The sequence below is a fragment of the Bauldia litoralis genome (assembly GCF_900104485.1).
In the GTDB taxonomy this organism is placed as follows: Bacteria; Pseudomonadota; Alphaproteobacteria; order Rhizobiales; family Kaistiaceae; genus Bauldia; species Bauldia litoralis.
Window position 1 is genome coordinate 553,662 of record NZ_FMXQ01000002.1, and the last position, 24,603, is coordinate 578,264.

Sequence of the window (24,603 nt, forward strand, 5' to 3'; positions counted from 1 at the left end):
AGCCGACCCACGAAGAAATAAATAAAAATAGCGGCTCGATACCCAATTGGGTGATCCATCAGCTCCCGCTTCGACCTAGGAGTCAAGTGCGGTCGGCATTTCGAAATGACGAATGCCATGGCGCCAACGCTGTGACGACGAGACTGAACGACGTCGCGTGAGAAGGCAGGCGGGCCTTTCCACCAGATGAGACAATTGTCGCTCCGCGCTTGATTGAGCGGTGGTCGGCTAGATGTTGCTGGAGACCAGAACACCATGGCCACATTCATTGTCACCAATTCCGGGGCGCCGGGTGGATCCGGCCTCACTTTCGAAGAGGCGGTGCAGCAATCGATTGCTTCTGCCGGTCCGGACACGATCCGCTTTGCCCAGGACGTGACAGAAGTCGAGCTGGACGATGCGGTCACCATCTCCGGCGAGCTGATCATCAACGGCGACTTCAATGGCGACGGCATCAGCGATGTCGTATTCGACGCCGTCGGTGACCACCGTCATCTCAATATCGACGCCGCGGCCGAGGTGACGATCTTCAATGTGGACTTCGTCGGTGGTTTCGACAGACCCAAGGCGGACGATGGGACCTATCTGGACTCCATACGTCTGCCGGCTGCGGCCGGGACGGCTGGCGCTGCCGGAGAACTGACAGACCCCAGCTATGTTTTCGATGGCGCCGACGCCGGCGATGGCGGTGACGGCGGCGACGGGAGTGACGGGAAGGACGGTCTCGACGCGGCGGGCTCGATCTTGAATCAGGGCTCGCTGACGCTGGTGCGCGTTGGCTTTGGCAACAACGACGCCTGGGGCGAGTACGGCCAGCCCGGCGGCGCCGGCGGCAGCGGTGGCTCCTCCCGTGGCGAGGATGTGTACGGGGGAGACCATGTCGATGGCCTGATCAACACCGGGTTCGGGTTGGGCGAGGGCTACAGGCAATTCCTCCTTGAAGATGCCCACAGGGGTGGCGAAGGCGGCACTGCCGGTCGAGGCGGCAATGGCGCCGCCGGCGGGGACGGCGGCGATGGTGGCGACGCGGCGGCCGCGATCCTGAACGAAGGAACGCTCACGCTGATCGATACGGTCTTCGCTGGCCGCCTGACATCCGGCGAAATTGCCGGAGGCAACGATGCCCGCAGCGGACGGGGCGGCAATGGCGGCGGCGGCGGCCGGGGCGGCGACAGCTTCGGCGGCGATGGTGGAACATCCGGCTTGCAGTGGTTCCAGGAGAACGACGACGTCTATCGCTATCACTGGGACATCAACTACCAAACCAGAGGCGAAAGCCCGAACGTCGTGAGGGTCGGCGATGACGAGGGGGCTGCCGCCGGCATCGTAATCTACCGCAACGAGACCTCGGCGGCCGGTGCCGGCGGTGACGCGGACATCCCGGGGAATGGTGGTACCGGCGGCCGCGGCGGGAATAGCGGCGATGCCGCAACGATCATCAATCGCGGATCACTAGAGGGCAAGGCGGCGCTCGCTGGCACGTTTAACTCCTCCGAAGTCGCGGACGCAGGAGCGGCCGGGCTTGCGCCCATCGGGGGCAGAAGCCAGGGCGGCCAGGGCGGACAGCAGCTTGGCGAGTTCCTGTCGATGGGATACGGCACCACCGATCCCTTCGAACCGCTCGACCTCGACTACTATACCTTCCACGGCACCACGCCGCCGCAACACATCCTCGATATCTGGTCAATGTCCCCCTATGGATTTGGCGAATTGCCCGATGCCGGCGTTGGCAGTTACTACGTGGACGAAGGCCGTGCCGCGGACGGACGAAGCCTGCCGCCGGGTGCCGACGGCACGGCCGGCCAGCCCGGCCTGCAGGGCACCGCGACCATGGGCGCCAGCGGCAGTGGGGCCACCACGCTGCAGACCAATGGCACGCTGGTCTACGTGTACGATCTCGGGCAGGACGAAGACACCGGCCAGCTCGCCTTCAACATCATCCGTCTCGGCAACATCATCGATGCCGTTACCGTCCACTGGGAACTGACCGGAAACGGAACCAATCCCCTGTCCGCGGAGGATTTTGCACCCGGCACGCAATTCTCGGGCGAGGTGTCCTTCGCCGCGCTCAACACGGGTGAATATCCCAATGAGGAGGCAGCAGAAGCTGCGGACCTGGAAATCAACGTCCGCAAGGTCGTGTTCGACATCGCGGTGGACGGGCTGCCCGAGCCGCCGGAAGGCTATCGGTTCACGCTGTCGGACGCGAGCGGCGCGGCCGTCCTGGGGACCAGCGCGGTCACCGGCACCGTCGTCGACGCCGGCTTCGAGCCCCCACCGGTCAACGAACACGCTCCGGCGATCAACTCGAACGGTGGCGGCGCGGCCGCAAACGTGTCGGTCGCCGAAAACACAACGGCGGTCACGACTGTCGCCGCGAGCGACGATGACGGCGATACCCTCGCCTACACGATCCTGGCCGGTGGAGACGGAGCCCTGTTCAAGCTCCATCCCATTACCCATGCGCTGTCCTTCAAGGCGGCGCCCGACTTCGAGGCGCCGAAGGATGCCAACAAGGACAACATCTACGATGTGACCGTGCGGGTATCCGATGGCGCCAAGGCCGACACGCAAACCCTCCATGTGTCGGTGACCGACATCGGCGGCGTCACCATCGTTGGCAGCAAGAAGAACGACAAGATCGACGCAAGCCATACGCCGAAGGGCCAGCCGCTTCCGACCAACGAGGAAGACACGATCGCCGGCGGGAAGAAGAACGACACGATCTTCGGCCTCGGCGGCGACGATACGCTTTCGGGTGGAACGTCCCAATTCAAGAAGGGCAAGGCCAAGGGCGCCAACAAGCTGACCGGCGGCGACGGCGCCGACGGCTTCCTGTTCGATACCAAGCTCAAGAAGTCGAAGACCAAGGTGATGGATTTCGACAGCGCCGAGGGCGACACCGTGCTCCTCGCCAGCTCCATCTTCAAGCACAAGAAGCTCAAAGACGGCGACATCTCTGCCAAGGATTTCAAGAAGCTCTTCGATTACACGAAGGGCGTCCTGAAATACGACGGCGATGAAGTAGCGAAATTCGCAGGCAAGCCGGACCTCGACGCAGACGACCTGTTGCTGGTCTGACGACCCACACTCCCCTTGCCGCGGTTGGCGGTGTGGGCACGCCGCCCCCGCTCAGCCCTCATCATCGTCGTCGGCGAACGCGCCGGTCAGTTTCAGACCTTCCAGCCACGTCGCACCGTCCTGCTTGCAGACCACCCACGGCCTGGCGCCGGCCTCCACTTCGAGGGCGTCGGCGAGATCCGGTGCGTGCGTTACGCACCAGACCGGCGTCCGCTCCGCGGCGCGGCCGATGAGGCGGGCGAGCGGGCGGATCAGGTCCGGATGCAGGCTCGTCTCGGGTTCGTTGAGCGCAATGAAGCCCGGCAACCGATAGCTTGCCAGCGCCGCGACGAGGCAGAGATAGGCAAGCGTCCCGTCGGAGACTTCCGTTGCCGCCAGCGGCCGCGGCATGTCGGGAATGGTCATCGACAGCATGACACGTCCGCCCTCGACCGCCACATCAAGCGACGCGCCCGGAAACGCGTCCGCGATGGCGGCGTCGATCTCGACGCGTTCGTCGATCACCATTCTCGTTGCGAGCGCGGCGGCCATGTCCGAGCCGTCCGAGGCGAGCGTCGGCGTCGTCACGGCGAGCGGCGGCCGGCGGATGGGCGAGCCGGCATCGGTCCGGAAATTGTGGAAGAACCGCCAGTCCGCCAGCGCGCGGCGAACGGCATCGAGTTCCGCGAACATCGCCGCGTCCTGGAACGTCGCCAGCGCCGTCTCGGACGCCAGGAGGGTGTGCTCGAAGGCATGGCGCTTGCTCTCGCCGTCGCGGAGCCAGACGCTCGGCCCGCGGCGTTTCATCAGGGTGACGGGCCGGCCGGCGGTGAAGACCAGTTCTTCCTCCTTCACCAGTGGTTCGGTCAGCGAAATCGCGGCCTCGGTTTTGGTCGGCAGACCGATTTCCACAGTATAGGTGAGGTCGCCGAGCTCCGCGCCGAACTTCAGACGAACCGGCTTGCCGCGCTGACGCGGGCCGGCCCACAGGACGGACTCGATACCGCCCTCCCCGGCAATCTCGCGGGTGATCGTGCCGCGCGCCGCGGCAGCGGTCAGTTCCAGCGCGCGATAGAGGTTGGTCTTGCCGACGCCGTTCCTGCCGACCAGAACCGACAGATGCCCGACCGGCAGCCGAAGCTTGCGGATGGAGCGGTAGCCTTCGATCTGGAAGCCTGTCAGGCGCGGGCCCATCGCCTACCCGCCCCTCTCCTTCCGCAGCTTCGCCCAGTAGTCCAGGCGCTTGCGGACCTCGCGCTCGAAGCCGCGTTCCGGCGGGTCGTAAAAGGTCTGGCGGCCGAGTTGCTCGGGAAAATAGTCCTGGCCGGAAAAGGCGTCCGGCTCGTCGTGGTCGTAGCGGTAGCCGGAGCCGTAGCCCTCGCCCTTCATCAGCTTGGTCGGCGCGTTGAGGATGACCTTCGGCGGCACCAGCGAGCCGCGCTCCTTGGCGACCTTCGTCGCCGCCTTGAAGGCGGTGTAGACCGCGTTCGATTTCGGCGCCGTCGCCAGGTAGACGGTCGCCTCGGCCAGCGCCAGTTCGCCTTCCGGCGAGCCTAGGTAGTCGTAGGCGTCCTTGGCGGCCAGCGCGACGACCATCGCCTGCGGGTCGGCAAGCCCGATATCCTCGACCGCCATGCGGACCAGCCGGCGGCCGATGTAGAGCGGCTGTTCGCCGGCGTCCAGCATCCGCGCCAGGTAATAAAGCGCCGCATCCGGGTCGGAGCCGCGCACCGATTTGTGCAGCGCCGAGATCAGGTTGTAGTGGCCGTCCTGGCCCTTGTCGTAGAGCGGCGCGCGGCGCTGGACGACCTGCTGCAGCCCGGCCGGATCGAAGACCTCATCCGGCCGCGCGGCCCGCCACACCTCCTCGGCGAGCGTCAGCAGCGCCCTGCCGTCGCGATCGGCCATGCCGAGCAGCATCTCCCGGGCATCCGCATCGAGCGGCAGCGGCTTGCCCTCGACCTCTTCCGATCGATCGAGCAGCTTCGCCAGCGCCTCTTCGTCGAGCGGCTGGAAGACCAGCACCAGCGATCGCGACAGGAGCGCCGCGTTGAGTTCGAAGGACGGGTTCTCGGTGGTGGCGCCGACCAGCGTCACCGTCCCGTCCTCCATCACCGGCAGGAAGGAGTCCTGCTGGGCACGGTTGAAACGGTGTATCTCATCGACGAACAGCAGGGTGCCCTTGCCCGTCTCATGGCGCGCCCGGGCCGTCTCGAACACCCGTTTCAGGTCTGCCACACCCGAAAAAACCGCCGAAATCTGCTCGAAATGCAGGTCCGTTTCGCGCGCGAGGAGCCGCGCCACGGTGGTCTTTCCGGTGCCGGGCGGGCCCCAGAAGATCAACGATCCCAACGAGTTGGTCCGCAGCATCCGGGTCAGCGCACCGTCCGGCCCAAGCAGGTGCCCCTGCCCCACCACGTCGGCAAGCGTCTCCGGCCGCAACCGATCCGCCAAAGGCCGAGGCGCCCCCCGCTCAAGCCCCGCCGCCTGGAAAAGGGTGGATCCGGTCATCGGGGTTTTGCGCGCATTTTCAGGGCCTAGCCGCGGAACCGGGTGCGGATCGTCCGACCGTTGCGTTCGATGGCGATTTCCCAGGTTCTCAGCCGTGCGGAGCAGGCGTCCTCGAGCGTCCGGGTCGTGTCGATCGGCCGGCCATTGACCTCAAGCACCACGTCACCGGGCACCAGGCCGGCCTCGGCCGCGGCCGACCCGTCGGCGACAAGGGCGACGATGACGCCCTCCGTGTTGCCGTCATGCGCCAGTTCCTCAGCGACAGCCGGCGACAGGTTGACGACTCGCGCGCCGGCCAGCGGCGACATGCCGCCGATCTCGATCTCGTCGCGCGGCACCGTCTCCGGCGCTCCCTCGAGCGGCAGCGTCGCGGCGTATTGCTTTCCGTCCCGAAGGACGCCGATGCGCGCCTCGGTGCCGATCCCCTTGGTCGCGAGCCGATAATTGAAGGCCGACGGATCGTCGATCGCCACGTCGTCGATCGACAGCACGAGATCGCCGGTCGTCAGCCCGGCGCGCGCCCCGGGACTGCCCTTGCGGACATCGACGACCAGCGCGCCACGCGGCCGCGACAGGCCGAGCCCCTCGGCAATGTCGGGCGTCACGGCCTGAAGCCGGACGCCGATCCACGGCATGCGGACGTGTGCCCCGCTCTCGGCCGAACGCGCAACGACTTGCACCATGTTCGAGGGAATGGCGAAGCCGATGCCGCTGGAATCGCCGGTGCGGGAGAAGATCGCCGTGTTGATGCCGACCAGACCGCCATTCATGTCGATCAAGGCCCCGCCGGAATTGCCCGGGTTGATCGCCGCATCGGTCTGGATGAAGAACTGGTAGTCGGAAATGCCGACCTTGGTCCGGGCGAGCGCCGAGACAATGCCGCTCGTCACCGTCTGCCCGACGCCGAAGGGGTCGCCGATCGCCAGGACCAGGTCGCCGACTTCAAGCTCGTCGGAATCGGCAAATTCCAGGAACGGCAGCGTCCCCTCGAAGTCCCTGATCCGCAGCACCGCGAGGTCGGTGCGTTCGTCCGTCAGGATCACGTCGCAGTCGAATTCCCGCCGGTCGGCGAGCGCCACCTTGATCTCGCTCGCCTTGGCGATGACGTGGTGGTTGGTGACGATGATGCCGGTCGAATCGATGATGACGCCGGAACCGAGCGACCGCTGGACGCGCTGGGTCGGCCCACCGAAGCTCCGTCCGCCAAAGAAGCGCCGGAAGAACGGGTCATCAAGGAACGGCGATTGCTGCTGGACGACCCGCGACGCGTAGACATTGACCACGGCCGGGGCAACGCGCTTGACGATCGGCGCGAAGGACAGCTTGATCTCCGCAATGTCCTCCGGGACCTGGCGCTGCTCGGCCGATACCGGGCCATGCAGCCAGCCCACAAGAAATGCCGTAGCGACCATCGCCGCAAACCGATTCACCCGTCCTTTCATCGTTGGAAGTCTCTCCTCGAACACTCAATGCCTTGGGTGAAATGCTACATCAAATGGGCAAGGCCGTGACACGCCTTCTGCCTGGGACGGTACGAAAACAGTCGCCGAAACGAAAAAGGGCGGCTCAGAGCCGCCCTTTTCAAATCCCGTCGAACCCGACGCGAATCAGGCCATCGCCTCCGCGTTGGCTTCGTTCTCCGCGTGGCGCGCACGATCCTCGGCGCCCTTGGCCTCCGGATCCCGATCGACAAACTCGATCACCGCGACCGGTGCGCTGTCGCCATAGCGGAAGCCCGCCTTGAGCACCCGCGTATAACCGCCAGCCCGCTCCTTGTAGCGCGGTCCGATGGTGTCAAAGAGCTTCTTCACGGTGCCGAGATCGCGCAGTTGCGCAATCGCCTGACGCCGGGCATGCAGGTCGCCCCGCTTGGCCAGCGTGACAAGCTTCTCGACAACCGGCCTCAGGTCCTTGGCCTTCGGCAGGGTCGTGACGATCTGTTCGTGCTGAATAAGCGATGCCGCCATGTTGGAGAACATCGCCATCCGGTGGCTGGACGACCGATTCAGCTTTCGGCCTGATTTACGGTGGCGCATGGCGCTCTCCCAATACGACGCGGCGAGATGCCGTGCTCAATAATGCTCTTCGTAACGCTTGGCCAGCTCGTCGATATTCTCCGGCGGCCAATTGGCGACTTCCATGCCGAGATGGAGACCCATCTGGGCAAGAACTTCCTTGATCTCGTTCAGCGACTTACGACCAAAGTTGGGCGTACGCAACATCTCGCCTTCGGTCTTCTGAATCAGGTCGCCGATGTAGACGATGTTGTCGTTCTTCAGGCAGTTGGCCGAACGAACCGAAAGCTCGAGCTCGTCGACCTTCTTGAGAAGCGCGGGATTGAAGGCGAGTTCCGGGATCGTGACCTCGGCGGTCTCCTTCTCCGGCTCCTCGAAGTTGACGAAGATCGACAGCTGGTCCTGAAGAATGCGGGCCGCCAGGGCGACCGCATCGTCGGCACGCACCGAACCGTCCGTCTCGACCGTCAGGGTCAGCTTGTCGTAGTCGAGAACCTGACCTTCGCGGGTGTTCTCAATGCGATAGGAGACCTTCTTGACCGGCGAATAGAGGCTGTCGACCGGGATCAGGCCGATCGGCGCATCTTCCGGGCGATTGCGGTCGGCAGTAACGTAGCCCTTGCCGATATCGACCGTGAACTCCATCCGGATCTCCGTGCCCTCGTCGAGCGTGCACAGCACGAGATCGGGGTTGAGGATCTCGATGTCCGAGACGGTCTGGATATCGCCGGCAGTGACGATGCCCGGCCCCTGCTTGCGCACGACCATCCGCTTCGGGCCTTCGCCCTGCATCTTGATCGCGATTTCCTTGATGTTCAGGACGATATCGGTGACGTCCTCACGCACGCCGCCGATCGACGAGAATTCGTGCAGAACGCCGTCGATCTGCACGGCCTTGACGGCCGCGCCCTGGAGCGAGGAAAGCAGCACGCGGCGGAGCGCATTGCCGAGGGTCAGGCCGAAGCCACGCTCGAGCGGCTCGGCGACGACCGTGGCGAAGCGCTTGGCATCCGGGCCAGCGGAAATGTCGAGCTTGTTCGGTTTGATAAGCTCTTGCCAGTTTTTTTGGATCATGAGCCTCGTCCTTTCGGGTTTTGCCGCCTTGGAAGGAAGGCGGAGCAGCGGCTGTGTTGCCACGGCCGCGCTGGAGCGGAATGTTGCGGTACGTCGGCTATCGCCGACGAAAGGCCCTAGACGCGACGGCGCTTGCGCGGCCGGCAGCCATTGTGGGCAATCGGCGTCACGTCGCGAATCGAGGTGATGGTGAAACCACCCGACTGGAGGGCCCGCAGCGCCGACTCACGTCCCGAACCGGGCCCCGAAACCTCGACTTCCAGCGTCTTGACGCCGTGCTCGGCAGCCTTCTTGCCGGCATCCTCCGCCGCCATCTGGGCGGCATAGGGGGTCGACTTGCGCGAACCCTTGAACCCCATCAAACCAGCCGACGACCACGAGATCGCGTTGCCCTGGGCATCGGTGATCGTGATCATGGTGTTGTTGAAGCTGGAATTCACATGCGCCACACCGGAAATGATGTTTTTCCGCTCACGGCGGCGCACCCGGGTTGCATCCTTCGCCATTTTCGACCTTTCGAGCTCCACCCGTCTCGCGGGTGACAATCCTGAGAGCCTTTCGGCCCCTTTACGTCAGCGCGTCACACCGGCATCCGCGGAAGCGGGCCATGGCCCGCCGCGATCCGGCATCCTCGCCGCGTGATTACTTCTTCTTGCCTGCGATCGGCTTCGCCGGGCCCTTGCGGGTCCGTGCATTGGTATGGGTCCGCTGACCGCGAACCGGCAGACCGCGACGATGACGGAGGCCCCGGTAGCAGCCAAGATCCATCAGCCGCTTGATATTCATCGCGACATCGCGGCGAAGATCGCCCTCGACCATGTAGTCGCGATCGATGGTTTCGCGAATCTGCATGACTTCCGAGTCAGTCAGTTCATTCACCCGCCGGCTTTCGGGGACATTGCACTTGTCAATGACCTCCTTGGCCTTGGTCTGACCGATGCCGTGGATGTACTGAAGCGCGATCACGACTCGCTTGTTCGTTGGGATATTGACACCTGCGATACGGGCCACGCTCGCTCTCCTCTTGTCGACCGTTCAATAGAAACAGCCGAAAAACCAATTACTTCACCAAACCGTCCGGGCAACGCAGAAACCGGCCCCGGTTCACCTTGTCTCAGGTCAACCGGCACCGCTACTCTGAAATATTCAGAATTCGTGCCGGTAGATAGCCATTCAGCGGCTTGACGTCAACTCCAAGCCGTATTCTTCACGCCTCGACCAGCGACTGAACATGCCGGTCGATCAACGCTGCAACCTCATCCATCGTCCCCATTCCGTCGACCGAAACCAGCACGCCCTTGCGGCGGTAATGGTCGGCGACGGGCGCCGTCTGCTTCCGATAGACCTCAAGACGCTTGGCGGTCGACTGATCGTCGCCACGCGTGCCACCGGTCTCCTTCGAGCGTCCCGCGATACGATCGATGAGAACCTGCTCGTCGACCTTGATCTCGATGATCGCATCGAGGGCCAGATCGCGCTGGTCGAGGAGCGTATCGAGCGCCTCGGCCTGGGCAACGGTCCTCGGGAATCCATCGAGGATGAAACCCTTCGAAGATCCCGGCTCATCCAGACGCTCGGCGATGATCTCGATCATCACATCGTCAGGCACCAGGTCACCGCGATCCATGATCGCCTTTGCCTTGCTGCCGACCGGCGTGCCGGCCGCCGCGGAGGCGCGCAGCATGTCACCCGTCGAAAGCTGAACGATGCCGTATTTCTCGACCAGGCGCTGGGCCTGGGTCCCCTTGCCGGCGCCGGGTGGCCCCAGCAGTATCAACCTCATCTCGACCGCCCCCTCAGCTTCGACTTCTTGACCAGCCCCTCATACTGATGCGCGAGGAGATGGCCCTGAACCTGCGCCACCGTGTCCATGGTCACGCTGACCACGATCAGCAGCGAAGTACCACCGAAGTAGAACGGCACGCCGGCGTAGCTGATCAGGAACTCAGGCAGCAGGCACACGGCGACCAGGTAAAGCGCGCCGAGAACCGTGATCCGGCTGAGAACGTAGTCGATATATTCGGCAGTCTTGGCGCCGGGGCGGATGCCCGGAATGAAGCCGCCGTGCTTCTTCAGGTTGTCAGCCGTGTCGGTCGGGTTGAAGACGACGGCGGTGTAGAAGAAGGCGAAGAAGCCTATCAAGCCTGCATAGAACAGCATGTAGAGCGGCTGGCCGTGGCCGAGCAGCGCCGTCACGGTCGTCAGCCACTCCGGCCCCTGCCCCGCCGAGAAGCTGGCCAGGGTGACCGGCAGCAGCAGCAGCGAGGATGCGAAGATCGGCGGAATCACACCCGCGGTATTCAGCTTCAGCGGCAGGTGCGAGGAATCACCCTGGAACATCCGGTTGCCGACCTGGCGCTTCGGATACTGGATCAGCAGGCGCCGCTGGGCGCGCTCGACGAACACGATGAACGCGATGACGGCAACCGCCATCACGCCGACGGCGAGGATCAGGAAGGTCGACAGCGCACCTTCGCGACCAAGTTCGAGTGTGCCGACAAAGGCACTCGGCAGGTTGGCGACGATGCCCGAGAAGATGATCAGCGAAATGCCGTTGCCGATGCCGCGGCTAGTGATCTGCTCGCCCAGCCACATCAGGAACATCGTTCCGCCCGTGAGCGTGATGACCGTCGTCAGCCGGAAGAACATGCCCGGGTCTACGACGATGTTGGTGCCGCCCTCGAGGCCGACCGCGATCCCGTAGGACTGCAGGACGGCGAGGATGACCGTGCCGTAGCGGGTGTACTGGTTGATGACCTTCCGGCCCTGCTCGCCTTCCTTCTTCAACTGCTCAAGCGTCGGAACGATCGAGGTCAGAAGCTGGATGATGATCGAGGCGGAGATATACGGCATGATGCCGAGCGCGAAGATCGCCATGCGACCGACCGCGCCACCGGCGAACATGTTGAACATGCCGAGCAGGCCGGCCGAATTGGCGTTGAACGCCTGGGCCAGCGCGTCCGGGTTGATACCGGGCAGCGGAATATAGGTGCCGAGGCGATAGATCAGCAGCGCACCCAGCGTGAACCAGATGCGCTTCTTCAGCGCTTCCGCCTTGGCGAAGGCGCCAAAGTTCAGATTGGCTGCGAGTTGTTCTGCCGCCGATGCCATGGGTTCTGTCCTTTCGGCCCTACTCGGCCGACTTGGTTTCCGCCCCGAGGATCTTCACCGAACCGCCGGCCTTCTCGACCGCCGCGATTGCAGGCTTCGACGCACCGGCGATCTCGAACGACACCGCCGCCTTCAGTTCACCATTGCCCAGCAGCCGGACACCGTCCCTGAGCTGGCGCACGAGGCCGGCCGCCTTGAGCGACTCGACCGTGACCGGCGCCTTGGCGTCGAGCTTGCCGGCGTCGATCGCTTCCTGGACGCGACCGAGGCTGATCTCGCTGAACTTCTTGGCGAAGATGTTGGTGAAGCCGCGCTTCGGCAGCCGCCGATGCAGCGGCATCTGGCCGCCCTCGAAGCCCTTGATGGCGACGCCCGACCGGGACTTCTGCCCCTTGACGCCGCGACCGCCGGTCTTGCCCTTGCCCGAGCCGATGCCCCGGCCAACGCGCATGCGCTTCTTGGTAGCGCCGTCGACGTCGCTGATCTCGTTGAGCTTCATTGTCTTACTTTCCTTCCTCGACGACGCGGACGAGGTGGCTGACCTTGGCGATCATGCCGCGCACTGCCGGCGTGTCCTCGAGGACCCTGCGCCGATGCATCTTGTTCAGGCCGAGACCGACCAGCGTCGCCCGCTGATCCTTCGGGCGGCGGATCGGGCTACCGGTCTGCTCGACTGTTACGGTTTTTGCGGCCATGTCCTTGTCCTCAAAACTTCTCAGGCTTCAGCCGGCTCGGGATCGACATCGGCGCGACGCGCCTGGAGTGCCGACACCTTGAGACCACGACGCGCGGCAACACCACGCGGGCTGTCTTCCTTCTTCAGCGCCTCGAAGGTCGCCCGCACCATGTTGTACGGGTTCGAGGACCCGAACGACTTGGCGACGACATCCTGGACACCCAGCGTCTCGAACACGGCGCGCATCGGGCCGCCGGCGATGATGCCGGTACCGGCTGGCGCTGCCCTGCAGATCACCTTGCCCGCGCCATGACGTCCGCTCACATCATGGTGAAGTGTCCGCCCCTCGCGCAGCGGCACCCGCAGCATGGTCCGCTTGGCCGACTCAGTCGCCTTGCGGATGGCTTCGGGAACTTCCCTCGCCTTGCCATGGCCGAAGCCGACACGACCCTTCTGGTCGCCGACGACGACCAGAGCCGCGAAGCCGAAGCGACGCCCACCCTTGACGACCTTGGCCACTCGGTTGATGTGGACAAGCTTGTCGACGAACTCGCTGTCGCGGTCGTCCCTGCCACGCCTGTCCCGGCTGCGTTCGCGCTCTCGTGCCATATTCGTTCCGTTGGTCCGATATTGTTGTCGAGGTCCGGCGGTTCAAGCCGTCTTCAGAAATTCAGTCCGCCCTCACGGGCGCCATCGGCCAGTGCCTTCACACGACCGTGATAGAGATAACGTCCGCGATCGAAGACAACGTCCTTGATCCCGGCGGCGGCAGCGCGCTCGGCCAGCAGCTTGCCGACCTCCGTCGCGGCAGCCACGTCGGCGCCCGTCTTCAGCTTCTCGCGCAGGTCTTTATCCAGCGAGGAAGCCGCAGCAACCGTCTTTCCACCGAGGTCGTCGATGACCTGGGCGTAGATGTGCTTTGACGAGCGAAACACGGACAGCCGCGTACGACCATTGGCCGCCTTGCGAATAGCACGTCTGACGCGGGCAGCCCGCCGATCTGTAGAGTTTTTTGCCATGACGTCGCTCGCTACTTCTTCTTGCCTTCCTTGCGGTGGATGGTTTCCTCCGCGTATTTAATACCCTTACCCTTGTAGGGCTCAGGCTTGCGAAACTGCCGGATCTCCGCCGCGATCTGGCCGACACGCTGCTTGTCGGTTCCAGAAATGACGATTTCCGTCGGCTTCGGCGTCTCAATCTTGATCCCCTGGGGGATCGGATACAGCACTTCATGGCTGTAGCCGACGCTGAGCTGCAGGTTGGAGCCCTGGATCGCGGCGCGATAGCCGACGCCGTTGATCTCCAGCTTGCGCTCGAAGCCCTTGGTAACGCCCTCGACGAGGTTGGCGACCATGGTCCGCGACAATCCCCAGGCCGCGCGAGCCCGATTGGACTCGCTGCGCGGCTTGATGGAGATCATGCCATCGTCCATGACGACATCGACATCATCGGTCGCCAGAAAGGCGAGTTCGCCCTTCGGACCCTTGACCGAGACCTTCTGTCCGTCAATCGAAGCAGTCACCCCCTGAGGGACCTCGACCGCCTTCTTACCAATTCGCGACATTTCACAACTTCCCGTTTGCGGCCTTCATCAGAAGACGCGGCAAAGCACCTCGCCCCCGACATTCTGGTCGCGGGCATCGGAGTCAGACAAAACGCCCTTCGGCGTCGACAGGATCGACACACCGAGGCCACTGGCGACCCGCGGAATCGTGCGGACCGACGAATAGACCCGGCGACCCGGCCGCGAAACCCTCTGGATCTCGCGGATGACCGGCACCCCGTCGTAATATTTCAGCTCGATCCGCAGCTCGGAGCGGCCGTCTTCCTCGACGGCCTCGTAGCCGCGGATATAGCCCTCGGACTGCAGCACCTCGAGCACGCTCTCGCGCAGCTTGGAGGCCGGAGTCGAAACTGAAGACTTCTTCCGCATCTGCGCGTTGCGGATGCGGGTCAACATATCGCCGATCGGATCGGATATCGTCATCGCGTTTCGCTCTCTGTTACCAGCTCGACTTGACCAGGCCAGGGACCAAGCCCTGCGAGCCCAACTCACGAAGCGCAATGCGCGACATCTTGAGCTTGCGGTAGAAACCGCGCGGCCGACCGGAAATCTCGCAACGGTTGCGGATGCGCACCGGCGACGAGTTGCGCGGAAGCTCGGCGAGCTTCATGCGCGCCTGGAACCGCTCCTCGAGCGACAGGCTCTCGTCGCGCGCCTGAGTCTTCAACTCGGCGCGCTTCTCGGCATAGCGGGCCGCCATGGCGCGCCGCTTCTTGTTTCGCTCGATCGAGCTGGTCTTTGCCATCGTGGCTTATCCCTGTTCCCGGAACGGAAAGTTCAGCGCCTTGAGCAAGGCTCTCGCTTCGTCATCCGTTGTCGCGGTTGTGCAAACGATCACGTCCATGCCCCAGACCTGATCCACTTCGTCATAGTTGATCTCCGGGAACACGATGTGCTCCTTGATCCCCAGCGCGTAATTGCCCCGTCCGTCAAAGCTCTTCGGATTGAGGCCGCGAAAATCGCGGACCCGCGGCAGCGCGACATTGATCAGCCGGTCGATGAACTCGTACATCCGGTTCTGGCGCAGCGTGACCTTGCCACCGATCGGCATGCCGTCGCGCAGCTTGAACGTCGCGATCGACTTGCGCGACGTGGTGACCGCCGGCTTCTGACCGGCGATCTTGGCAAGATCGCCAAGCGCCGACTGGATCTTCTTCGAGTCGGCAACCGCCTCGCCGACGCCCATGTTCAGGACGACCTTGTCGACCCGCGGCACCTGAAGAAGGTTCTTGTATCCGAACTGCTCGACCAGCGACGACCGGATCGCATCCCGGTACTCGGTCTTGAGCCGCGGCTCATACTGTGCCTCAGCCATCGATTACTTCTCCGGTCCGCCTGGCGAAGCGCTCCTTGACGCCGTCCTTGTTCAGACGGAAACCGACCTTGGTCGGCTTGCCGTCGCCAGGACCGGCGAGCGCTATGTTGGAAAGATGGATCGGCATCTCCTTGGAGATGATGCCGCCCTGTTCACTTGCAGTCTGGCGCTGATGGCGCCGCGCAACGTTGATGCCGCGCACGACCGCACGATCCTTGTCCGGGAAGACACGCACGACCTCACCGGTCTTGCCCTTGTCCTTGCCCGTGATGACGACGACCTTGTCGCCCTTCTTGATCCTGGCAGCCATTACAGCACCTCCGGCGCCAGCGAGATGATCTTCATGTGGTTCTTCGCCCGCAGCTCGCGCGGCACGGGGCCAAAGATGCGGGTGCCGACCGGCTCCGACTGGTTGTTGATCAGCACGGCGGCATTGCGATCGAAGCGAATGACGCTGCCGTCAACCCGACGGATATCCTTGGCGGTCCGCACGACCACAGCCTTCATCACGTCGCCCTTTTTCACGCGGCCACGCGGTGTCGCCTCTTTCACCGAGACGACAATGATGTCGCCGACCGAAGCGTATTTCCGCTTCGAGCCACCGAGCACCTTGATGCACATCACCCGGCGAGCGCCGGAGTTGTCCGCAACATCAAGGTTGGTCTGCATCTGTATCATTGTCTTACCGGCGCAGGCCGTCCTCTAATCCAGTTATTCCGTTTTCGCCGCGGTGCCTTTATGCACCACCCAGCGCTTGTTCTTCGAGATCGGCGCCGATTCCTCGATCATCACGATGTCGCCGACCTTGTGCGAGTTGTCCGCATCGTGCGCCTGGTACCGCTTCGACCGACGAACGGTCTTCTTGAACAGCGGATGCGTAAAGCGGCGCTCGACGCGCACGACCACGGTCTTGTCGTTCTTGTCGCTGACGACGGTGCCTTGGAGGACACGTTTGGGCATGATCTGCTTCTCTAGCCTTTTTTCTTCGCGGCAGCTTCGGACCCGATGGTCTTCAGCCGGGCGATATCACGACGCACCTGGCGGACCCGGGACGTGTTCTCGAGCTGGCCAGTCGCCCGCTGGAAGCGCAGGTTGAACTGCTCCTTCTTCAGCTTAGTCAACTCGTCAGCAATCTGGTCTTCGGTCAGCAACCGTACTTCGGACGCCTTCATCGCCATTTCCTTCCTACTCAGCCACGCGCTGCACGAAGCGGGTGCGGATCGGCAACTTGGCCGCACCGAGACGAAGCGCTTCCTTGGCGAGTTCCGGCGCAACGCCGTCAACCTCGAACATGATGCGACCGGGCTTGACGCGGCAGACCCAGAGCTCCGGCGTACCCTTGCCCTTACCCATGCGGACTTCCGTCGGCTTCTTCGAGACCGGCACATCCGGGAACACCCGGATCCAGATACGCCCGGCGCGCTTCATGTGGCGGGTGATCGCGCGGCGGGCCGCCTCGATCTGCCGCGCCGTCACGCGCTCGGGCTCCAATGCCTTGATCCCGAAGGAACCAAAGGTCAGGTCGGCGCCAGACGTCGCCTTGCCGTGAATACGGCCCTTGTGCTGTTTGCGAAACTTGGTGCGTTTTGGCTGAAGCATCTGACGATTACCCTATGAACTACGCTGCCGGCTCGCGGCGGCGGCTTGTCTGCTGTTCCGCGCCCTCGACCTGCTTGCGCTCCGACGCCATCGGGTCGTGCTCCATGATCTCGCCCTTGAAGATCCAGACCATGACGCCGCAGGTGCCGTAGGCAGTGTTGGCGGTCGCGACGCCGTAGTCGATATCGGCGCGAAGCGTGTGCAGCGGCACCCGCCCCTCGCGATACCACTCCGAGCGCGCAATCTCGGCGCCGCCGAGACGGCCGCCGCACGAAATCCGGATGCCCTCGGCGCCAAGCCGCATCGCCGACTGGACGGCGCGCTTCATCGCACGCCGGAACGCCACACGACGCTCGAGCTGCTGGGCGATCGACTGTGCCACCAGGGTCGCATCGATCTCGGGCTTGCGCACCTCGACGATGTTGATGTGGACTTCCGAGTCAGTGATCGCGGAAACCTTCTTGCGCAGCCGCTCGATATCGGCGCCCTTCTTGCCGATGACGATGCCGGGACGCGCGGAATGAACGGTGACGCGGCACTTCTTGTGCGGGCGCTCGATGACGATCTTCGACACCGCGGCCTGCTTCAGTTCCTTCATCAGAGCCTTGCGGATCTGCATGTCCTCGTGGAGCAGCTCGCCGTACTCGCCCTTGTTGGCGAACCAGCGCGAATCCCAGGTCCGGTTGATCCCGAGACGCAGCCCGATCGGATTGACCTTGTTACCCATCAGGCAGACTCCTCGACTTCGCGGACGACGATTGTAAGATTCGAGAACTTCTTCTGAATCCGGCCGACCCGTCCGCGACCGCGCGGCGTCCAGCGCTTCATCATCAGTGCCGGCCCGACAAACGCCTCGGAAACGATCAGCGAGTCGACGTCGAGCTGGTGGTTGTTCTCGGCGTTGGCAATCGCCGATTCCAGGGTCTTCTTGACGTCGACGGCAATCCGCTTGCGGCTGAAGGTCAGGTCGGCCAATGCCGCCGAGACCTTCTTGCCGCGGATCAGCGACGCGACGAGATTAAGCTTCTGCGCCGACACCTTCATCATGTGCGCCTTGGCCAGCGCCTCGTTGTCGGGGAGAACGCGTTCGCGTTTCGCCTTGCCCATCAGGACCTCCTCGCCTTTCGGTCCGCGGTGTGGCCGTAGTAGGTGCGCGACGGCGAAAATTCGCCGAACTTGTGCCCGACCATGTCCTCGCTGACGAGCACGGGAACGTGCTTGTTGCCGTTGTGGACACCAAATGTCAGACCAACGAATTGCGGCAGGATCGTCGAACGCCGGCTCCAGATCTTGATGATCTCGCCTTGACGCGCCTTCTCGGCTTTCTTCAAGAGAAAGCCGTCGACGAAAGGGCCTTTCCAAACTGAACGAGCCACTTAGAGCCTCTTCCTATCTGCCTTTGCGCGCATGACGGCTGCGCGCGATGAACTTGTCGGTGCGCTTGTTATTGCGCGTCTTCTTGCCCTTGGTCGGCACGCCCCAGGGCGAAACCGGATGGCGGCCACCGGAGGAACGTCCCTCGCCGCCGCCGTGCGGATGGTCGACCGGGTTCATGGCCACACCGCGCACGCCCGGCTTCTTGCCGAGCCAGCGATTGCGGCCCGCCTTGCCGATATTGATGTTGCCGTGGTCCGGGTTGGAAACCGCACCGACCGTGGCGAAGCAATTCTGGTTGACCAGACGCTGCTCGCCCGAATTGAGCCTCAGGATCGCATAGCCCTGGTCGCGACCGACATACTGGGCATACGTCCCCGCCGAGCGAGCGATCTGGCCGCCAGCGCCGAGCTTCATCTCGACGTTGTGGACGATCGTGCCAACCGGCATGGCCGAGAGCGGCATCGCATTGCCCGGCTTCACGTCGGCCTGGCGCGAGGCGATCACCTTGTCGCCCGTACCGAGACGCTGCGGCGCCAGGATGTAGTTCAGCTCACCGTCATCATAACGGATCAGCGCGATGAACGCGGTCCGGTTCGGATCATACTCGATCCGCTCGACCGTCCCCTGCACATCAAGCTTCCGCCGCTTGAAATCGATACGGCGATACGAACGCTTGTGGCCACCACCGCGCCAGCGAACCGTGATCCGGCCGGCATTGTTGCGGCCGCCGGTCGAATGCTTGCCCTCGACCAAGCCCTTGACGGGCTTGCCCTTGTAGAGCTCCGAGCGATCGACCAGCACGAGCTGGCGCATGCTCGGCGATGTCGGATTGAACTTCTTCAGTGCCATCGGACTCGCCTCACAAACCGGTCGTTACGTCGATGGAGTGCCCCTCCTCGAGGGTCACGATCGCGCGTTTGATGTCGCTCTGACGGCCGGCAACACCCCGAAACCGCTTGTTCTTGCCCTTGCGGACCAACGTATTGACGCCCGTGACCTTGACCTTGAACAAGGACTCGATCGCCGCCTTGATCTGCGGCTTGGTCGCCGTCCGCGACACCTGGAACACGATCTTGTTGTGCTCCGAAGCGGCAGTCGACTTCTCGGTGATCACCGGGCTGCGGATGACGTCGTAGTGGTCGAGCGCGCTCATTTGAATCGCTCCGTCAGGGCGTCGACGGCAGCCTTGGTCAGGACAAGCGTGTCGCGTCGCATGATGTCGTAGACGTTGATGCCCTGGATCGGCAGAACGTCGATTTGCGGAATGTTGCGGGCCGCGAGCCGGAAGTTGTCCTCCAGCGCCGCACCGTCAACGATGAGCGCATTCGACAGGCCAAGTCCGGCAAGCTGTGCCGCCAGCGCCTTTGTCTTCGGCTCCGAAAGGCTGGCCTCCGACAGGACGATCAGCTTCTCGTCACGCACCTTGTCCGAAAGCGCATGCCGCAGCGCCAGCGCCCGCACCTTCTTGGGAAGGCCATGGGCATGGCTGCGCGGCTCCGGGCCGAAGGCCTTGCCACCGCCGCGGAACTGCGGCGCAGCCTTGTTGCCGTGACGGGCGCGACCGGTGCCCTTCTGCTTGTAGGCCTTGGCCGACGTCATGCGGATTTCGCCGCGCTTCTTCGTCTTGTGCGTTCCGGCCTGGCGCTTCGAAAGCTGCCAGCGAACGATCCGCTGCAGAATGTCCGCACGCGGCTCGAGGCCGAAGATCTCTTCCGGCAGCGCGACCGACTCGCCCGCCTTGCCGTCGAGCGTGGTTACCTTGATGTCCATCACTCGGCTTCCTTCGTCTCGGCTTCGGGCGCGGCAACGGCTTCAGCAGCCACCGGCGCTTCGACCGGAGCAGCTTCCGCCGGCGCGGCGTTCGACTTGAACGCACCAGGCGTCGGGACACCCTCGGGCAACGGCCGCTTGATCGCGTCGCTGACCAGGATCCAGCCACCCTTGGCACCCGGAATTGCACCCTCGACCAGGATCAGGCCGCGCTCGACATCCGTCGTCACGATCTTGAGATTCTGGGTGGTCACCCGGACGTCGCCCATGTGACCGGCCATCTTCTTGCCCTTGAACACCTTGCCGGGGTCCTGGCGCTGGCCGGTCGAGCCATGTGCACGATGGCTGACCGAGTTACCGTGGGTCGCGCGGCCACCACCGAAATTGTACCGCTTCATGACGCCCTGGAAGCCCTTGCCCTTCGATGTCCCTGTGACATCGACGAACTGGCCCGCGACGAAATGATCTGCGGTCAACTCCGCTCCGACCTCGATGAGGTTTTCCGGGCTGACCCGGAATTCCGCCATCTTGCGCTTCGGCTCGACCGAGGCTTTCGCGAAATGTCCGCGAAGCGCCTTCGGCGTGTTCTTCACCTTGCGCAGGCCGACACCGAGCTGCAACGCGGTGTAGCCGTTCTCTGCTTCAGTTCTCTGCGCGACAACCTGGCAATTGTCGAGCTTCAGTACCGTGACCGGCACCTGCTCGCCGCCGTCCGTAAAGACGCGGGTCATGCCAAGTTTCTGCGCAATAACTCCCGAACGCATGTCTTCGCCCTTTAGAGCTTGATCTCGACGTCGACACCGGCAGCCAGGTCGAGCTTCATCAAAGCATCAACCGTCTGCGGTGTCGGATCGACGATGTCGAGGAGCCGCTTGTGAGTCCGCATTTCAAACTGTTCGCGGCTCTTCTTGTCGATATGCGGCGACCGGTTGACCGTGAACTTCTCAATTCGCGTCGGCAACGGAACCGGCCCGCGCACGCGCGCGCCGGTTCGTTTGGCAGTGTTGACGATCTCGCGGGTCGACGCATCGAGGATACGATGGTCGAACGCCTTGAGCCGAATGCGGATGTTCTGGCCGTTCATGGATCTTCAGAAGACAGAGAGACGACGTCCCGTTGCCAAAGTGGCGGCAGCGCTTCGTTACCTCAATCCTGTCTCTCTCTCCTCTTGTCTCTGCTGTTGCCGGTCGGCGACGCTATTTAACGATCTCGGCGACGACGCCGGAACCAACGGTGCGGCCACCTTCGCGGATAGCGAAGCGAAGACGCTCTTCCATGGCGATCGGCACGATCAGCTCAACCTCGATCGACACATTGTCGCCGGGCATGACCATCTCGGTGCCTTCCGGAAGCGTCACCACACCGGTCACGTCCGTCGTACGGAAGTAGAACTGCGGCCGGTAGTTGGTGAAGAACGGGGTATGACGACCACCCTCTTCCTTGGTGAGGATGTAGGCCTCGGCCTTGAAGTTGGTGTGCGGCGTAACCGAACCCGGCTTGCACAGCACCTGGCCGCGCTCGACGCCCTCGCGGTCGATACCACGGAGCAGCGCGCCGATGTTGTCGCCGGCTTCACCGCGATCGAGCAGCTTGCGGAACATCTCGACGCCGGTAACGGTCGTCTTCGACGTATCGCGAATGCCGACGATCTCGACTTCGTCACCAACGTTGACGACGCCGCGCTCGACACGACCGGTCACGACGGTGCCGCGGCCGGAGATCGAGAAGACGTCCTCGATCGGCATCAGGAAGGGCTGGTCGACCGGACGCTCGGGAAGCGGAATGTACTCGTCGACCGCTTCCATCAGCTTGAGCACCGCGTCGTGGCCGAGCTCCTTGCTGGAATCCTCGAGGGCGGCAAGCGCCGAACCGCGGATCATCGGGATATCGTCGCCCGGGAACTCGTAGCTCGAAAGCAGCTCGCGAACCTCGAGCTCGACGAGATCGAGAAGCTCCGGATCGTCGACCATGTCGCACTTGTTGAGGAACACGACGAGGGCCGGAACGCCAACCTGACGGGCGAGCAGGATGTGCTCGCGGGTCTGCGGCATGGGGCCATCGGCCGCGCTGACGACGAGAATGCCGCCGTCCATCTGCGCCGCGCCGGTGATCATGTTCTTCACATAGTCGGCGTGACCGGGGCAATCGACGTGGGCGTAGTGACGATTGGCGGTCTCGTACTCGACGTGGGCCGTGTTGATCGTGATGCCACGAGCCTTTTCTTCCGGCGCGGCGTCGATCGAAGCATAGTCCTTGAAGGTTGCTCCACCGGTTTCGGCCAGGACCTTGGTGATCGCGGCCGTCAGCGACGTCTTGCCATGATCGACATGGCCAATCGTCCCAATGTTCAGGTGCGGCTTATTCCGCTGAAATTTCTCTTTCGCCATCGGGGCTCTCCGTCTTTCCTAGATCTCTCTTGAAACGCGCGGTCAGGCGAACTTCGCCTGAACCTCCTGCGCCACTGCCTGTGGAACTTGCTCGTAGTGATCGAACTGCATCGTGTACTGCGCCCGCCCCTGACTCATGGAGCGAAGCGTATTGACGTAGCCAAACATGTTGGCCAGCGGCACCATCGCGTCGACGACCTGCGCGACACCGCGGGTATCGGTGCCCAGAACCTGACCGCGCCGCGAGTTGATGTCGCCGATCACCGAGCCGAGGTAATCCTCGGGGCTGACGACCTCGACCTTCATGATCGGCTCGAGCAGTTTCGGACTTGCCTTCCGGCACGCTTCGCGCATCGCCGCGCGGCCAGCGATTTCGAACGCCATGACGCTCGAGTCAACGTCGTGATAGGCGCCGTCGACCAGCGCGACATGAACATCGACCAGCGGGAAGCCGGCGAGCACACCGGTCTGCATGACGCTCGAAACGCCCTTCTCGACGCCCGGGATGTACTCTTTCGGCACGTTGCCACCGACGATCTTCGACTCGAAGACAAAACCCGTGCCCGGCTCGCCGGGGGAGACTTCGATCTTGATCCGCGCGAACTGGCCCGAACCACCGGTCTGCTTCTTGTGGGTGTAGTCTTCCAGCACGCCCTTGGTAATCGTCTCGCGATAGGCGACCTGGGGAGCACCGACGCTCGCCTCGACCTTGAATTCGCGCCGCATGCGATCGACGATGATGTCGAGATGCAGCTCGCCCATGCCGGCGATGATCGTCTGGCCCGACTCCTGGTCGGTCTTGACGCGGAACGACGGATCTTCCTGGGCGAGACGATGGAGCGCGACGCCCATCTTCTCCTGGTCGGCCTTGGTGTTCGGCTCGATCGCGATCTCGATGACCGGCTCCGGGAACTCCATCCGCTCCAGGATGACCGGCGAAGCCGGATCGCAGAGCGTATCGCCCGTCGTCACTTCCTTGAGGCCCGCAACCGCGACGATGTCGCCGGCGAAGGCTTCCTTGATGTCCTCGCGATGGTTCGAATGCATCTGCAGCATGCGGCCGATGCGCTCGCGCTTGTCCTTGACCGTGTTGAGCAGCGCGGTGCCGGTCTCGAGCTTGCCCGAGTAGATGCGGCAGAAGGTGAGCGATCCGACGAAGGGATCGTTCATTACCTTGAAGGCCAGCATGGACAGCGGCGACTCGTCCGACGACTTGCGGAGGACTTCTTCCTCGGTCTTCGGATCGATACCCCGGATCGCGGCCACTTCGACCGGCGACGGCAGGTAGTCGACGACCGCGTCGAGGAGCGGCTGCACGCCCTTGTTCTTGAAGGCCGAACCACAAAGGATCGGAACGAAGAGATTGCCGCAGGTACCCTTGCGGATCAGCCGCTTGAGCGTCTCCTCGTCGGGCGAATTGCCCTCGAGATACTGCTCCATCACGGCTTCATCGACTTCGACGGCCGTCTCGATCATCTGCTCGCGATACTCCTCGGCCTTCGCCTGGAGGTCGGCCGGAATGTCGACGTAGTCATAGTCGGCGCCGAGGGTCTCATCGTGCCAGACGACGGCCTTCATGAGAACGAGATCGATAAGCCCCTTGAAGTCGGACTCGGCACCCAGCGGCAGCTGGATGACCAGCGGCTTGGCGCCAAGACGCTCGCGGATCATCTCGACGCTGCGATAGAAATCGGCGCCGATCTTGTCCATCTTGTTGACGAAGATCATCCGCGGAACCTTGTACTTGTCCGCTTGCCGCCAGACCGTCTCAGTCTGCGGCTCGACACCGGCATTCGCGTCGAGCAGCGCAACCGCGCCGTCGAGAACGCGGAGCGACCGCTCCACCTCAATGGTGAAGTCGACGTGACCGGGCGTGTCGATGATGTTCAGGCGCTTCTCGCGCCAGTAAGCAGTCGTCGCGGCGGACGTGATCGTGATGCCGCGCTCCTGCTCCTGCTCCATCCAGTCCATGGTGGCCGCGCCATCATGGACTTCACCGATCTTGTGGCTCTTGCCGGTGTAGTAAAGGATCCGCTCCGTAGTCGTGGTCTTCCCGGCATCAATGTGGGCCATGATGCCGAAATTGCGGTAGTCCTCGATCTTATGGGTGCGCGACATTGCCTGCGGCCTCTAAGCGAAATGGG

33 protein-coding genes are annotated in these 24,603 nt (G+C 63.6%); 1 reads left to right on the forward strand and 32 read right to left on the reverse strand.

Annotated elements, in window-relative coordinates; genetic code table 11:
- The first annotated feature begins 255 nt into the window (after window positions 1-255).
- Window positions 256-3,081: a cadherin repeat domain-containing protein gene (locus tag BLT60_RS06580; protein ID WP_090875596.1), complete on the forward strand. Its 2,826-nt coding sequence runs from the start codon at window positions 256-258 to the stop codon at window positions 3,079-3,081.
- Between the two features lie 51 nt (window positions 3,082-3,132).
- On the opposite strand, the gene BLT60_RS06585 is transcribed toward BLT60_RS06580, so the two are convergent.
- The 32 genes from BLT60_RS06585 to fusA all read right to left on the reverse strand — a co-directional run bounded on the left by BLT60_RS06585 (window position 3,133) and on the right by fusA (window position 24,577).
- Window positions 3,133-4,254 (reverse strand): AAA family ATPase, encoded by a 1,122-nt coding sequence (locus tag BLT60_RS06585; protein WP_090875597.1) that lies wholly within the window; start codon window positions 4,252-4,254, stop codon window positions 3,133-3,135.
- 3 nt (window positions 4,255-4,257) lie between these two features.
- The gene (locus BLT60_RS06590) at window positions 4,258-5,571 is read right to left on the reverse strand and encodes a replication-associated recombination protein A (RefSeq protein ID WP_090875598.1); all 1,314 of its coding nucleotides are present in this window, start codon (window positions 5,569-5,571) and stop codon (window positions 4,258-4,260) included.
- Between the two features lie 26 nt (window positions 5,572-5,597).
- Window positions 5,598-6,983 carry a DegQ family serine endoprotease gene (locus tag BLT60_RS06595; protein ID WP_210185562.1) on the reverse strand — a complete coding sequence of 462 codons (1,386 nt, stop codon included), beginning with the start codon at window positions 6,981-6,983 and terminating at the stop codon, window positions 5,598-5,600.
- A gap of 195 nt (window positions 6,984-7,178) precedes the next feature.
- Window positions 7,179-7,607 carry a 50S ribosomal protein L17 gene (gene rplQ, locus BLT60_RS06600; protein WP_090875600.1) on the reverse strand — a complete coding sequence of 143 codons (429 nt, stop codon included), beginning with the start codon at window positions 7,605-7,607 and terminating at the stop codon, window positions 7,179-7,181.
- A gap of 36 nt (window positions 7,608-7,643) precedes the next feature.
- Window positions 7,644-8,660, reverse strand: a complete 1,017-nt coding sequence (locus BLT60_RS06605) for a DNA-directed RNA polymerase subunit alpha (RefSeq protein ID WP_090875601.1) — start codon at window positions 8,658-8,660, stop codon at window positions 7,644-7,646.
- Window positions 8,661-8,776: 116 nt separating this feature from the next.
- Window positions 8,777-9,166, reverse strand: coding sequence for a 30S ribosomal protein S11 (gene rpsK / locus BLT60_RS06610; RefSeq protein WP_090875602.1), 390 nt, complete (start codon window positions 9,164-9,166; stop codon window positions 8,777-8,779).
- Window positions 9,167-9,302: 136 nt separating this feature from the next.
- Entirely contained in the window at window positions 9,303-9,671 is a 369-nt protein-coding gene (gene rpsM, locus BLT60_RS06615; protein ID WP_090875603.1) for a 30S ribosomal protein S13, read from the reverse strand.
- A gap of 196 nt (window positions 9,672-9,867) precedes the next feature.
- Window positions 9,868-10,443: an adenylate kinase gene (locus tag BLT60_RS06620; RefSeq protein ID WP_090875604.1), complete on the reverse strand. Its 576-nt coding sequence runs from the start codon at window positions 10,441-10,443 to the stop codon at window positions 9,868-9,870.
- Window positions 10,440-11,771 (reverse strand): preprotein translocase subunit SecY, encoded by a 1,332-nt coding sequence (gene secY / locus BLT60_RS06625; protein ID WP_090875605.1) that lies wholly within the window; start codon window positions 11,769-11,771, stop codon window positions 10,440-10,442. The genes BLT60_RS06620 and secY overlap by 4 nt, the downstream gene beginning before the upstream one ends.
- Before the next feature lie 19 nt (window positions 11,772-11,790).
- A complete protein-coding gene (gene rplO, locus BLT60_RS06630) occupies window positions 11,791-12,270 on the reverse strand; it encodes a 50S ribosomal protein L15 (RefSeq protein WP_090875606.1) in 480 nt (159 codons plus the stop codon).
- 4 nt (window positions 12,271-12,274) lie between these two features.
- A complete protein-coding gene (rpmD, locus tag BLT60_RS06635) occupies window positions 12,275-12,466 on the reverse strand; it encodes a 50S ribosomal protein L30 (RefSeq protein WP_090875607.1) in 192 nt (63 codons plus the stop codon).
- A 20-nt stretch (window positions 12,467-12,486) separates the two neighbouring features.
- Window positions 12,487-13,056, reverse strand: a complete 570-nt coding sequence (rpsE, locus tag BLT60_RS06640; protein WP_090875608.1) for a 30S ribosomal protein S5 — start codon at window positions 13,054-13,056, stop codon at window positions 12,487-12,489.
- Between the two features lie 53 nt (window positions 13,057-13,109).
- Window positions 13,110-13,466, reverse strand: a complete 357-nt coding sequence (gene rplR, locus BLT60_RS06645) for a 50S ribosomal protein L18 (protein WP_090875609.1) — start codon at window positions 13,464-13,466, stop codon at window positions 13,110-13,112.
- 11 nt (window positions 13,467-13,477) lie between these two features.
- A complete protein-coding gene (gene rplF, locus BLT60_RS06650) occupies window positions 13,478-14,011 on the reverse strand; it encodes a 50S ribosomal protein L6 (RefSeq protein WP_090875610.1) in 534 nt (177 codons plus the stop codon).
- Between the two features lie 27 nt (window positions 14,012-14,038).
- The gene (rpsH, locus tag BLT60_RS06655) at window positions 14,039-14,434 is read right to left on the reverse strand and encodes a 30S ribosomal protein S8 (protein WP_090875611.1); all 396 of its coding nucleotides are present in this window, start codon (window positions 14,432-14,434) and stop codon (window positions 14,039-14,041) included.
- Window positions 14,435-14,450: 16 nt separating this feature from the next.
- On the reverse strand, window positions 14,451-14,756 hold the full coding sequence (gene rpsN, locus BLT60_RS06660) for a 30S ribosomal protein S14 (RefSeq protein WP_090875612.1): 306 nt from the start codon (window positions 14,754-14,756) through the stop codon (window positions 14,451-14,453).
- A gap of 6 nt (window positions 14,757-14,762) precedes the next feature.
- The gene (gene rplE, locus BLT60_RS06665; protein ID WP_090875613.1) at window positions 14,763-15,326 is read right to left on the reverse strand and encodes a 50S ribosomal protein L5; all 564 of its coding nucleotides are present in this window, start codon (window positions 15,324-15,326) and stop codon (window positions 14,763-14,765) included.
- Window positions 15,319-15,636 carry a 50S ribosomal protein L24 gene (rplX, locus tag BLT60_RS06670; RefSeq protein ID WP_090875614.1) on the reverse strand — a complete coding sequence of 106 codons (318 nt, stop codon included), beginning with the start codon at window positions 15,634-15,636 and terminating at the stop codon, window positions 15,319-15,321. Before rplX ends, rplE begins: the two co-directional genes overlap by 8 nt.
- Window positions 15,636-16,004: a 50S ribosomal protein L14 gene (rplN, locus tag BLT60_RS06675; protein ID WP_090875615.1), complete on the reverse strand. Its 369-nt coding sequence runs from the start codon at window positions 16,002-16,004 to the stop codon at window positions 15,636-15,638. Before rplN ends, rplX begins: the two co-directional genes overlap by 1 nt.
- Before the next feature lie 33 nt (window positions 16,005-16,037).
- On the reverse strand, window positions 16,038-16,286 hold the full coding sequence (gene rpsQ / locus BLT60_RS06680) for a 30S ribosomal protein S17 (protein WP_090875616.1): 249 nt from the start codon (window positions 16,284-16,286) through the stop codon (window positions 16,038-16,040).
- Window positions 16,287-16,297: 11 nt separating this feature from the next.
- Complete coding sequence (gene rpmC, locus BLT60_RS06685) at window positions 16,298-16,498, reverse strand: 50S ribosomal protein L29 (protein WP_090875770.1); 201 nt, start codon at window positions 16,496-16,498, stop codon at window positions 16,298-16,300.
- Window positions 16,499-16,511: 13 nt separating this feature from the next.
- The gene (rplP, locus tag BLT60_RS06690; protein ID WP_090875617.1) at window positions 16,512-16,925 is read right to left on the reverse strand and encodes a 50S ribosomal protein L16; all 414 of its coding nucleotides are present in this window, start codon (window positions 16,923-16,925) and stop codon (window positions 16,512-16,514) included.
- Window positions 16,926-16,944: 19 nt separating this feature from the next.
- Window positions 16,945-17,652, reverse strand: a complete 708-nt coding sequence (rpsC, locus tag BLT60_RS06695) for a 30S ribosomal protein S3 (protein ID WP_090875618.1) — start codon at window positions 17,650-17,652, stop codon at window positions 16,945-16,947.
- On the reverse strand, window positions 17,652-18,032 hold the full coding sequence (gene rplV / locus BLT60_RS06700; protein ID WP_090875619.1) for a 50S ribosomal protein L22: 381 nt from the start codon (window positions 18,030-18,032) through the stop codon (window positions 17,652-17,654). The genes rpsC and rplV overlap by 1 nt, the downstream gene beginning before the upstream one ends.
- Complete coding sequence (rpsS, locus tag BLT60_RS06705; RefSeq protein ID WP_090875620.1) at window positions 18,032-18,301, reverse strand: 30S ribosomal protein S19; 270 nt, start codon at window positions 18,299-18,301, stop codon at window positions 18,032-18,034. Before rpsS ends, rplV begins: the two co-directional genes overlap by 1 nt.
- A gap of 13 nt (window positions 18,302-18,314) precedes the next feature.
- A complete protein-coding gene (gene rplB / locus BLT60_RS06710; RefSeq protein WP_090875621.1) occupies window positions 18,315-19,151 on the reverse strand; it encodes a 50S ribosomal protein L2 in 837 nt (278 codons plus the stop codon).
- A 10-nt stretch (window positions 19,152-19,161) separates the two neighbouring features.
- The gene (locus BLT60_RS06715) at window positions 19,162-19,455 is read right to left on the reverse strand and encodes a 50S ribosomal protein L23 (protein ID WP_090875622.1); all 294 of its coding nucleotides are present in this window, start codon (window positions 19,453-19,455) and stop codon (window positions 19,162-19,164) included.
- The gene (gene rplD / locus BLT60_RS06720; RefSeq protein WP_090875623.1) at window positions 19,452-20,072 is read right to left on the reverse strand and encodes a 50S ribosomal protein L4; all 621 of its coding nucleotides are present in this window, start codon (window positions 20,070-20,072) and stop codon (window positions 19,452-19,454) included. The genes BLT60_RS06715 and rplD overlap by 4 nt, the downstream gene beginning before the upstream one ends.
- Window positions 20,072-20,836: a 50S ribosomal protein L3 gene (rplC, locus tag BLT60_RS06725; protein ID WP_090875624.1), complete on the reverse strand. Its 765-nt coding sequence runs from the start codon at window positions 20,834-20,836 to the stop codon at window positions 20,072-20,074. Before rplC ends, rplD begins: the two co-directional genes overlap by 1 nt.
- An 11-nt stretch (window positions 20,837-20,847) precedes the next feature.
- On the reverse strand, window positions 20,848-21,156 hold the full coding sequence (rpsJ, locus tag BLT60_RS06730) for a 30S ribosomal protein S10 (RefSeq protein ID WP_090875625.1): 309 nt from the start codon (window positions 21,154-21,156) through the stop codon (window positions 20,848-20,850).
- A gap of 112 nt (window positions 21,157-21,268) precedes the next feature.
- Window positions 21,269-22,459, reverse strand: a complete 1,191-nt coding sequence (tuf, locus tag BLT60_RS06735) for an elongation factor Tu (RefSeq protein WP_090875626.1) — start codon at window positions 22,457-22,459, stop codon at window positions 21,269-21,271.
- 42 nt (window positions 22,460-22,501) lie between these two features.
- The gene (gene fusA / locus BLT60_RS06740) at window positions 22,502-24,577 is read right to left on the reverse strand and encodes an elongation factor G (protein WP_090875627.1); all 2,076 of its coding nucleotides are present in this window, start codon (window positions 24,575-24,577) and stop codon (window positions 22,502-22,504) included.
- Between the last annotated feature and the right edge of the window lie 26 nt (window positions 24,578-24,603).

What these genes read in the sequence shown, in the direction of transcription:
- BLT60_RS06580 (WP_090875596.1), top strand. Translation starts at nt 256, where the DNA reads ATGGCCACATTCATTGTCACCAATTCCGGGGCGCCGGGTGGATCCGGC.
- BLT60_RS06585 (WP_090875597.1), bottom strand. Translation starts at nt 4,254, where the DNA reads ATGGGCCCGCGCCTGACAGGCTTCCAGATCGAAGGCTACCGCTCCATC.
- BLT60_RS06590 (WP_090875598.1), bottom strand. Translation starts at nt 5,571, where the DNA reads ATGACCGGATCCACCCTTTTCCAGGCGGCGGGGCTTGAGCGGGGGGCG.
- BLT60_RS06595 (WP_210185562.1), bottom strand. Translation starts at nt 6,983, where the DNA reads ATGGTCGCTACGGCATTTCTTGTGGGCTGGCTGCATGGCCCGGTATCG.
- rplQ (WP_090875600.1), bottom strand. Translation starts at nt 7,607, where the DNA reads ATGCGCCACCGTAAATCAGGCCGAAAGCTGAATCGGTCGTCCAGCCAC.
- BLT60_RS06605 (WP_090875601.1), bottom strand. Translation starts at nt 8,660, where the DNA reads ATGATCCAAAAAAACTGGCAAGAGCTTATCAAACCGAACAAGCTCGAC.
- rpsK (WP_090875602.1), bottom strand. Translation starts at nt 9,166, where the DNA reads ATGGCGAAGGATGCAACCCGGGTGCGCCGCCGTGAGCGGAAAAACATC.
- BLT60_RS06620 (WP_090875604.1), bottom strand. Translation starts at nt 10,443, where the DNA reads ATGAGGTTGATACTGCTGGGGCCACCCGGCGCCGGCAAGGGGACCCAG.
- secY (WP_090875605.1), bottom strand. Translation starts at nt 11,771, where the DNA reads ATGGCATCGGCGGCAGAACAACTCGCAGCCAATCTGAACTTTGGCGCC.
- rplO (WP_090875606.1), bottom strand. Translation starts at nt 12,270, where the DNA reads ATGAAGCTCAACGAGATCAGCGACGTCGACGGCGCTACCAAGAAGCGC.
- rpmD (WP_090875607.1), bottom strand. Translation starts at nt 12,466, where the DNA reads ATGGCCGCAAAAACCGTAACAGTCGAGCAGACCGGTAGCCCGATCCGC.
- rpsE (WP_090875608.1), bottom strand. Translation starts at nt 13,056, where the DNA reads ATGGCACGAGAGCGCGAACGCAGCCGGGACAGGCGTGGCAGGGACGAC.
- rplR (WP_090875609.1), bottom strand. Translation starts at nt 13,466, where the DNA reads ATGGCAAAAAACTCTACAGATCGGCGGGCTGCCCGCGTCAGACGTGCT.
- rplF (WP_090875610.1), bottom strand. Translation starts at nt 14,011, where the DNA reads ATGTCGCGAATTGGTAAGAAGGCGGTCGAGGTCCCTCAGGGGGTGACT.
- rpsH (WP_090875611.1), bottom strand. Translation starts at nt 14,434, where the DNA reads ATGACGATATCCGATCCGATCGGCGATATGTTGACCCGCATCCGCAAC.
- rpsN (WP_090875612.1), bottom strand. Translation starts at nt 14,756, where the DNA reads ATGGCAAAGACCAGCTCGATCGAGCGAAACAAGAAGCGGCGCGCCATG.
- rplE (WP_090875613.1), bottom strand. Translation starts at nt 15,326, where the DNA reads ATGGCTGAGGCACAGTATGAGCCGCGGCTCAAGACCGAGTACCGGGAT.
- rplX (WP_090875614.1), bottom strand. Translation starts at nt 15,636, where the DNA reads ATGGCTGCCAGGATCAAGAAGGGCGACAAGGTCGTCGTCATCACGGGC.
- rplN (WP_090875615.1), bottom strand. Translation starts at nt 16,004, where the DNA reads ATGATACAGATGCAGACCAACCTTGATGTTGCGGACAACTCCGGCGCT.
- rpsQ (WP_090875616.1), bottom strand. Translation starts at nt 16,286, where the DNA reads ATGCCCAAACGTGTCCTCCAAGGCACCGTCGTCAGCGACAAGAACGAC.
- rpmC (WP_090875770.1), bottom strand. Translation starts at nt 16,498, where the DNA reads ATGAAGGCGTCCGAAGTACGGTTGCTGACCGAAGACCAGATTGCTGAC.
- rplP (WP_090875617.1), bottom strand. Translation starts at nt 16,925, where the DNA reads ATGCTTCAGCCAAAACGCACCAAGTTTCGCAAACAGCACAAGGGCCGT.
- rpsC (WP_090875618.1), bottom strand. Translation starts at nt 17,652, where the DNA reads ATGGGTAACAAGGTCAATCCGATCGGGCTGCGTCTCGGGATCAACCGG.
- rplV (WP_090875619.1), bottom strand. Translation starts at nt 18,032, where the DNA reads ATGGGCAAGGCGAAACGCGAACGCGTTCTCCCCGACAACGAGGCGCTG.
- rplB (WP_090875621.1), bottom strand. Translation starts at nt 19,151, where the DNA reads ATGGCACTGAAGAAGTTCAATCCGACATCGCCGAGCATGCGCCAGCTC.
- BLT60_RS06715 (WP_090875622.1), bottom strand. Translation starts at nt 19,455, where the DNA reads ATGAGCGCGCTCGACCACTACGACGTCATCCGCAGCCCGGTGATCACC.
- rplD (WP_090875623.1), bottom strand. Translation starts at nt 20,072, where the DNA reads ATGGACATCAAGGTAACCACGCTCGACGGCAAGGCGGGCGAGTCGGTC.
- rplC (WP_090875624.1), bottom strand. Translation starts at nt 20,836, where the DNA reads ATGCGTTCGGGAGTTATTGCGCAGAAACTTGGCATGACCCGCGTCTTT.
- rpsJ (WP_090875625.1), bottom strand. Translation starts at nt 21,156, where the DNA reads ATGAACGGCCAGAACATCCGCATTCGGCTCAAGGCGTTCGACCATCGT.
- tuf (WP_090875626.1), bottom strand. Translation starts at nt 22,459, where the DNA reads ATGGCGAAAGAGAAATTTCAGCGGAATAAGCCGCACCTGAACATTGGG.
- fusA (WP_090875627.1), bottom strand. Translation starts at nt 24,577, where the DNA reads ATGTCGCGCACCCATAAGATCGAGGACTACCGCAATTTCGGCATCATG.